At 70.0% G+C, this 8,282-nt stretch carries 8 protein-coding genes; 5 read left to right on the top strand and 3 right to left on the bottom strand.

The features are described 5' to 3' along the window. The first annotated feature begins 397 nt into the window (after window positions 1–397). From G3I40_RS26150 to G3I40_RS26130, 5 genes are read left to right on the top strand one after another with little or no spacing between them, the layout of a single operon-like run. Window positions 398–2,284: an ABC transporter substrate-binding protein gene (locus G3I40_RS26150; protein ID WP_164304602.1), complete on the top strand. Its 1,887-nt coding sequence runs from the start codon at window positions 398–400 to the stop codon at window positions 2,282–2,284. Between the two features lie 11 nt (window positions 2,285–2,295). After that, complete coding sequence (locus tag G3I40_RS26145; RefSeq protein WP_164304600.1) at window positions 2,296–3,381, top strand: ABC transporter permease; 1,086 nt, start codon at window positions 2,296–2,298, stop codon at window positions 3,379–3,381. Beyond that, window positions 3,378–4,304 (top strand): ABC transporter permease, encoded by a 927-nt coding sequence (locus G3I40_RS26140; protein ID WP_164304598.1) that lies wholly within the window; start codon window positions 3,378–3,380, stop codon window positions 4,302–4,304. Before G3I40_RS26145 ends, G3I40_RS26140 begins: the two co-directional genes overlap by 4 nt. Then, a complete protein-coding gene (locus tag G3I40_RS26135; RefSeq protein WP_164304596.1) occupies window positions 4,301–5,293 on the top strand; it encodes an ABC transporter ATP-binding protein in 993 nt (330 codons plus the stop codon). The genes G3I40_RS26140 and G3I40_RS26135 overlap by 4 nt, the downstream gene beginning before the upstream one ends. Continuing rightward, a complete protein-coding gene (locus G3I40_RS26130) occupies window positions 5,290–6,318 on the top strand; it encodes an ABC transporter ATP-binding protein (RefSeq protein WP_164304594.1) in 1,029 nt (342 codons plus the stop codon). Before G3I40_RS26135 ends, G3I40_RS26130 begins: the two co-directional genes overlap by 4 nt. Before the next feature lie 46 nt (window positions 6,319–6,364). On the opposite strand, the gene G3I40_RS26125 is transcribed toward G3I40_RS26130, so the two are convergent. From G3I40_RS26125 to G3I40_RS26115, 3 genes are all read right to left on the bottom strand, one after another. Continuing rightward, window positions 6,365–6,853 carry a carboxymuconolactone decarboxylase family protein gene (locus G3I40_RS26125; RefSeq protein ID WP_164304592.1) on the bottom strand — a complete coding sequence of 163 codons (489 nt, stop codon included), beginning with the start codon at window positions 6,851–6,853 and terminating at the stop codon, window positions 6,365–6,367. A 90-nt stretch (window positions 6,854–6,943) separates the two neighbouring features. Continuing rightward, complete coding sequence (locus tag G3I40_RS26120; RefSeq protein ID WP_164304591.1) at window positions 6,944–7,894, bottom strand: bifunctional riboflavin kinase/FAD synthetase; 951 nt, start codon at window positions 7,892–7,894, stop codon at window positions 6,944–6,946. A gap of 144 nt (window positions 7,895–8,038) precedes the next feature. After that, window positions 8,039–8,282 (bottom strand): hypothetical protein (locus tag G3I40_RS26115; RefSeq protein WP_164304589.1); only part of this gene is annotated, 244 nt, incomplete at its 5' end.

The following is an 8,282-nucleotide window of genomic DNA, read 5'->3' as shown; positions in this document are numbered from 1 at the left end:
CCCCAGCCGGGCTGGCAGACCCCGCCGCCCCCGCCGCCGCAGCAGCAGGCTCCGGGCGGGCAGCCGCAGCAGCCGGGGCCGCCCCCGGGCTGGCAGCAGCCGCCCCAGCAGTAGCAACTCCCCGAAAGGCCCGCACCGTTGGACGGTGCGGGCCTTTCGTGCGTACCGGAGCGTATGGCCGCGTTTTGGGCGCCACGCCCTGGCCTGCAAAGCGTCAGAGGTCTCGACCAATGCGCGTGAAATGCACGTCAACTCGTTATTTCCGCAGGCCACATGGGGTTCATCTGCCGTTGACGTGCGTCAACTGCCGCTGATAAACCAACACTTCATTCCACCTGGAAACCCAAAGAACCAGAACCAGCCATGCTGTGCGAGCGATGCGCGAGGTCCACGACCGATGGATACACAGGCTCAGCTAGACAAGCACCACAGAACGGCACGCCCCCGGCGGCGTGGCGTGCGGCTATTCCTGGCGGCGGCCGCCGCTGCCTTCACGCTCACGGCGGGCCTGGCCACGCCGCTCAACCCGGCGCCCCAGCACGCCGAGGCCAAGGCTGACAGCGGCAAGAAGACCCTCACCGTGGCGGTCGCGCAGAGCGTCGACTCGCTGAGTCCGTTCCTGGCCGTGAAGCTGGTCAGCACGAGCATCATCAGGATGACGAACGAGTTCCTGACCAACTACGACCCCAAGGACAACCACGTCGTCCCGGGCCTCGCCACCAAGTGGGAACCGTCGCCCGACAAGTTGACGTGGACGTACACCATCCGGTCGAACTCGAAGTGGTCCGACGGACAGCCGACGACGGCCAAGGACGCGGCCTTCACGTTCAACAAGATGATGACCGACGAGGGCGCGGCCACGGCCAACGGTTCGTTCGTCGGCAACTTCGAGAAGGTCACCGCGCCCAGTGACACGAAGCTCGTCATCAAGCTGAAGAAGCCGCAGGCGACGATGACGGCCCTCGACATCCCGATCGTGCCGGAGCACGTCTGGAAGGACGTCAAGGACTACGCGAAGTACAACAACGACGACAAGTTCCCGCTCGTCGGCAACGGTCCGTACATCCTGACCGACTACAAGACCGACCAGTACGTGAAGCTGGAGCGGAACAAGGACTTCTGGCGCAAGTCGAAGACCCCGCAGTTCGACGAGATCGTCTTCAAGACGTACAAGGACCAGGACGCCGCGGTCGCCGCCCTGCGCAAGGGCGAGGTCTCCTTCGTCGCCGGCTCCCCCGCCCTGACGCCCGCTCAGGCGGCCTCGCTCAAGGGCGAGAAGAACATCAAGGTCAACGAGGGCCCCGGCCGCCGCTTCTACGCGATCGCCGTGAACCCGGGCTGGAAGACCAAGAGCGGCCAGAAGTTCGGCGACGGCAACAAGGCGCTGCTCGACCAGAAGGTGCGCCAGGCGCTGTTCCGCGCGGTCGACACCAAGACCATCGTCGACAAGGTCTTCCAGGGCCACGCCGAACAGGGCGAGGGGTACATCCCGCCGCGCTTCGGCGACTACTTCTGGAAGCCGACGGACAGCCAGAAGCTGTCGTACGACGCCACGGCCGCGGGCAAGATGCTGGACGACGCGGGCTACCCGATGAAGGACGGCAAGCGCGTCGGCAAGGACGGCAAGCCGCTGGACTTCCGGATGCTGTGTCACGCCACCGACCCGAACGACAAGGCGGTCGGCAAGTACCTCAAGGAGTGGTGGGGCAAGATCGGCGTCGGCCTCAAGCTCAACTGCGTCGACGACGTCTCGGTGCCCTGGTACGCCGGTGAGTACGACCTCGCCTTCGACGGGTGGTCGGTGAACCCGGACCCGGACTTCGTCCTCGGCATCCACACCTGCGCCGCCCTGCCCACCAAGGCGAAGGAGAGCGCGGCGACGGACAACGGCATCTGCAACAAGACCTACGACGACCTGTACGCCAAGCAGTTGGCCGAGTACGACCCGGCCAAGCGCGCCGATTACGTCAAGCAGATGGAGTCCTGGCTGTACGACTCGGGGTACATGAACGTCATGGCCTACCCGAACGCGGTCGAGGCCTACCGCACCGACCAGATCAAGTCCATCGAGACCATGCCCACCGCGGCCGGCAACATCTACGGCCAGGACGGGTACTGGAGCTGGTGGTCGGCCCAGCCGGCGACCTCCTCCAGCAGCGACAGCTCGGACTCGAACAGCTCCACCGGCGTGGTGATCGGCATCGTGATCGTCGCGCTCGTCGTCATCGGCGGCGGCGTCTTCTTCGCGATGCGCCGCCGGACCACCGCGGACGACCGCGAATAAGGAACCGTTCCATGGCTGACAGCACTCCGGCGCTCGTGCAGTCCGCGGAGGCGACCCTCGACGGCGACCCGGCTTCGGCCGGGCCGCCGTCGGCCGCCCGCGGCCCACGGGCCCGCAACACCAAGGCGTACCTCCAGTACGCGGCGGCGAAGATCTTCGGCGCGATCGTCTCGCTCTTCGCCGTCCTCGTCACGAGCTTCTTCCTCTTCCGCCTCATCCCGAGCGACCCGGTCAAGCAGATGACCGGCGGCCGCAAGGTCTCCGAGCAGCAACTGGAGAGCCTGCGCCACCAGTTCGGCCTCGACCAGCCGATGTGGCAGCAGTTCACGTCGTACATCGGGGACGCGCTCACCGGCGACTTCGGCACCTCGTTCCAGTACCACACGCCGGTCATCGACAAGATCACCGACGCCCTCCCGGCGACGCTGCTGCTCACCGGCACGGCGTACGTCCTGTACTCGGCGCTCGGCATCTGGCTGGGCACGCGCACCGCGTGGCGCAACGGATCGAAGTCCGACCGCTTCAACACGGCGTTCGCGCTGACCCTCTACTCGGTCCCGTCGTTCTGGCTGGGCCTGCTGCTCATCATCGTCTTCGCCGTCGGCATCGGCCCGATCCCCGGCATGTTCCCGACGGGCGGCCTCGAATCGGGCGGCGAGAGCGGCTTCGCGTACGTCATCGACGTCGCGCACCACCTGGTCCTGCCCGTCATCACGCTGGTCGCGGTCGGGTACGCGCAGACGCTGCTCGTCATGCGGTCCTCGCTGCTCGACGAGATGGGCAGCGACTATCTGACGACGGCGCGCGCCAAGGGACTGCGCGACGACGTCGTGCGCCGCAAGCACGCGGTGCCGAACGCGATGCTGCCTACGTTCACGCTGATGTTCGTGAACCTCGGGCACGTGGTCGCCGGGCAGATCCTCGTCGAGACGGTCTTCTCCTGGCCGGGCCTCGGCGGGCTCTTCTACTCGGCCCTGTCCGTGCCCGATCTCCCGCTCGTCCAGGGCCTGTTCTTCGTGTTCGCCACCGCGGTGATCCTCGCGAACACCCTCGCCGACATCCTCTATCCGCTGCTCGACCCGAGGGTGGGACGATGACGACGCAACCCGAGGCGCAGCCTCTGAAGGCGCCCGACGCGCGCGCCCTGGCCCGTGCCCGCAAGCGCCGGTCGCTGGCCCGCTTCTGGCGCTCGTACCGCTCCCACAAGGGCGGCCTGTGGGGCCTCGGCCTGCTGATCCTGATCGCGCTGATCGCCGTGCTCGCCCCGGTCCTGGCCGGCGAGGACGCGCAGTCCGTGACCGACGCGCCCGGCGGCCCGCTGGAGGGCCCGAGCGGTGAGTTCCCGCTCGGCACCGACCAGTTCGGCCGCAGCGTGCTCGCGCTGCTGATCTACGGCGCACGGGTCTCGCTCACCGTGGGCCTGCTCGCCGCGTTCCTGTGCGTGGCGATCGGCACGCTCATCGGGATCGTCGCGGGCCACTTCCGCGGCTGGTACTCGACCGTCCTGATGCGCATCACGGACTGGTTCCTGGTGATGCCGACGCTGGTCCTCGCCATCGCGCTCGCCACGGTGATGGACCGCTCCATGTGGACGGTGATCATCGCGATCGGCGTGACGACCTGGCCGACCACGGCCCGACTCGTCCGTGCCCAGACCCTGGCCGTGGAGTCGCGGCCGTACATCGAGCGGGCCCGCGCCCTCGGCGGCGGTCACGGCCACATCATGACGCGGCACGTGCTGCCGAACGTGATGCCGCTGGTCCTCGCCCAGACGACGATGATCATCTCCTCGGCGATCCTGACCGAGGCGACCCTCGCCTTCCTCGGCCTGTCCGACCCGACCATCACCTCGTGGGGCGGCATGCTGCAGGACGCGCGCGAGGCGGGCGCGGTCAGCGCGGGCGACTGGTGGTACCTGGCGCCGCCCGGTATCGCCATCGCCGTCGTGGCGCTCTCCTTCACGCTGTGCGGCCGCGCGATCGAGTCCGTCCTCAACCCGAAGCTGGGAGGCCGGTCATGACCCTTCTCGAAGTACGCGACCTCGAAGTGACGTACGCCGGCGGGGCACAGGCCGTGCGCGGGGTGAACCTCTCCGTCGAGGCGGGCCACAAGCTCGGCATCGCCGGCGAGTCCGGCTGCGGCAAGTCCACGCTCGCGCTCGCGCTGCTGCGCCTGCTGCCCGCCGGGACCAAGGTGAGCGGCGAGATCCTGCTCAACGGCGAGGACGTCCTGGCCATGAAGTGGGGCCAGGTCCGGGCGGTGCGCTGGGCGGGCGCCTCGATCGTCTTCCAGGGCGCGATGCACTCGCTGAACGCGGTGCACCGCATCGGCGACCAGATCGCCGAGCCGATCGTGCTGCACAAGAAGGCCACGCAGGCCGGCGCGAAGAAGAAGGTCGCCGAACTCCTCGAGCACGTCGGCCTCCCGGCCGCGCGCGCGAACGCGTATCCGCACGAGCTCTCCGGCGGCCAGCGCCAGCGCGTGATGATCGCGATGGCGCTCGCCTGCGACCCGGAACTGATCATCGCGGACGAGCCGACGACCGCCCTGGACGTGATGATCCAGGCCCAGATCCTGCGCCTCATCGAGCAGTTGGTGGCGGAGCAGGACCTCGGCCTCGTCATGATCAGCCACGACCTGGCGGTCCTGTCCGACACCTGCGACCGGCTCGCGGTGATGTACGCGGGCCGCGTCGTGGAGGAGGGCCCGGCCCTCCAGGTGTACGAGAACGCGGTGCACCCGTACGGAAAGGCCCTGTCGGCGGCGTTCCCGACCATCGGCGACCCGACCTCCCGGTTCGCGCCGCGCGGCCTGCCGGGCGATCCCCCGGACCCGTCGGCGCTGCCGTCCGGCTGCACGTTCCACCCGCGCTGTCCGGTGGCGCTGGACGTGTGCGCCACGCAGGACCAGGAGTTGCGGGACGCGGGGCCCGGGCGCCGGGCGGCCTGCGTCCACGTATCGAGTGACGCCGTGGCGACGGACGTCGAGGCAAGGAGCACGACGGCATGACGGACGACGCACAGGACGCCCCCCGGGTGCCGGCGGCACCCCTGCTGTCCGCCGACCGGCTGCAGGTGACGTTCCCGGGCCGCCGCGGTGCCGCGGCGGCCCGCGCCGTGGACGGCGTCGACCTGGACATCGCGCCCGGCGAGATCGTGGCGCTGGTCGGCGAGTCCGGCTGCGGCAAGACGAGCCTGGCGCGCACGCTGCTGGGGCTGGAGCGGCCCACGTCGGGGAAGGTCACCTTCGCGGGTGCGCCGCTCGACTACGGCTCCCGGGCGCTGAAGGCGTACCGCAAGCGGGTGCAGTTGGTGCTGCAGGACCCGAGCGGTTCGCTCAATCCACGGCACACGGTGTACGACGCGGTGGCGGAGGGCCTGCGCATCCACGGGTACGCGGGCGACGAGCGCGAGGCGGTCGCCCACGCCTTGTCCCGGGCGGGACTTCGGCCTCCGGAGCGCTTCTTCCTGCGCTATCCGCACGAGTTGTCCGGCGGGCAGCGCCAGCGTGTCGTGATCGCGGGCGCGCTGGTCCTGGACCCGGAGCTGATCGTCGCGGACGAGCCGGTGGCGTCGCTGGACGCGTCGGTGCGGGGCGAGATCCTGGCGCTGCTGCTGAAGCTGCGCGACGAACTGGGCCTGTCCGCGCTCGTGGTCACGCACGACCTGGGTCTCGCCTGGAACATCGCCGACCGGGTGGCGGTGATGTACCTGGGCCGGATCGTGGAGACGGGCCCGGTGGAGGACGTGCTGACGTCACCGCAACACCCGTACACCCAGGCCCTGTTGTCGGTCCTTCCGGAGGCGCCGGGCGATCCGGTGGTGCTGACCGGTGAGCCGCCGGACCCCTCCCGGATTCCCGGTGGGTGCCGGTTCCACGCGCGGTGCCAGATCCTGAGCGGCGGGGAGGCCGAGCGGGCGGGCGTCGCCGACCTGTGCCGGACCGAGGACCTGCCGGTGCTCCCGGGCGGGGCCTCGTCGCAGGTCGCCTGTCACTGGGCCGCGGCGCAGGTGGCGACGGAGGCCACGCCGTAGAACCGAGTGGCCCCGACCCCTGTGCGGGGCCACCCGGGCGCGCCGGTCAGTCGTTGTGGAACGCCGCCGCCTGGCCCACCTCGTAGCCGCCGGCCGGCTGCTGCGTGATGACGTTCAGGCGGTTGAAGGCGTTGATGGCCGCGATCAGGCAGACCAGGGCGCCGAGCTGGTCCTCGTCGTAGTGCTTGGCCGCGTCGGCCCATGCCTCGTCCGTGACGCCGCCGGCGCCGTCGGCGAGCCGCGTGCCCTGTTCGGTCACCTCCAGGGCGGCGCGCTCGGCCTCGGTGAAGACCGTGGCCTCGCGCCAGGCCGCGACGAGGTGGAGCCGCAGCGCGGTCTCACCGGCGGCCGTGGCCTCTTTGGTGTGCATGTCGAGGCAGCCGGAACAGCCGTTGATCTGGCTGGCGCGGATCTTCACCAGTTCCTGCGTGGCAGCAGGCAGGGCCGAGTCGGCGATCGGCGCGTTCGCCCCGACGAGACGCTTCACGAACCCCATCGCGGTCTTGCTGGCGAACATGTTCAGACGAGCTTCCATGGCGGGCTCCTGTGCCGTTGTTCCTTCGTAGGTGCTGACACCTACTCGACGGAACAGGCGGGCCCGTTCGTGACATGCGCGGTGTGTGACCTACGCCTCATGCTCTTCGACGAGCTCACGGGAGCGCTTCACGTCGTTCGCGATGGCCTCGACGAGCTGCTCCAGCGAGTCGAACTTCGACATCCCGCGCACATAGGCGAGGAAGTCCACGGCCACGTGCAGCCCGTACAGGTCGAGGCCCACCCGGTCGATGGCGTACGCCTCCACGGTGCGCTCCGTGCCGTCGAACTGGGGGTTCGTGCCGACCGAGATCGCGGCCGGCATGGCCTCGCCGTTCACGTGCAGCCACCCGGCGTAGACGCCGTCCGCGGGGATCGCGGTGTGCGGCAGGGTCTCCACGTTGGCGGTGGGGAAGCCCAGCTCACGGCCGCGCTGCGCACCCCGTACGACCACGCCCTCGACCCGGTGCGGCCGCCCGAGGATCTCGCGGGCCCCCGCCACGTCGCCCTCGACGACGAGCCGCCGGGTCAGCGTGGAGGAGAAGGGCTCGCCGCCCCCGGCGCTGCCGCTGACGTACAGGTCCACGACCTCGACTTCGAAGTCGTACGTCTCGCCCTGCTCGGCGAGGAAGGCGACGTTGCCCGCGGCCTTGTGGCCGAAGCGGAAGTTGGGGCCCTCGACGACCACGCGCGCGTGGAGCTTGTCGACGAGCACCTTCGCCACGAAGTCGGCGGGCGACAGCTTCGAGAACTCGGTGGTGAAGGGAAGGATCAGCACCGCGTCGACGCCCAGGTCGGCCATCAGCTCGGCCCGCCGGTGGTGCGGGGCGAGCAGCGGCGGGTGCGAGCCGGGGCGCACGACCTCGCTCGGGTGCGGGTCGAAGGTGACGACGACGGCCGGGACGCCCAGCTCGCGCGCCCGCTCCACGGCCCGCCCGATGATCAGCTGGTGCCCGCGGTGCACCCCGTCGTAGGAGCCGATGGTGACGACGCTGCGCCCCCAGTCCTGGGGGATGTCCTCCAAGCCACGCCAGCGCTGCACGGTGATTGCTCCTCGCAAACCTGTGTACGCCGATTCCGTCTCCACGGTCTCGGCAGTCTCGACGATCGATCTCTACACGTCACTTACCGAATACGCAGGTCTAAGAGTGCCATGCCGACCGCCCGCGGCTCTCATCGGGCGGGGTCACGCGGGGACGCGGGCCCCGGCCAGGTTCTCGATCATCCGCCGGGCGCTCGGTCCGACCAGCGCCGCCCACTGGCCGGGGTCGGCCGCCAGCCACTCGGCCAGCGGCGCGGCGAACCCCGGGTCGCTCCTGGCCAGCTCCACGAGCCCCCGGTCGAAGCACGTGGCGCCCTCGGGAGTGCGCACGAGCAGCACGCCGGTGCGGTGCACCAGATCCCGGGTACGCGTCCGCCCGCGCCCCGCG

Source organism: Streptomyces sp. SID14478 (assembly GCF_010548525.1).
GTDB lineage: Bacteria > Actinomycetota > Actinomycetes > Streptomycetales > Streptomycetaceae > Streptomyces.
This window is presented reverse-complemented; position numbering and strand designations above follow the sequence as displayed.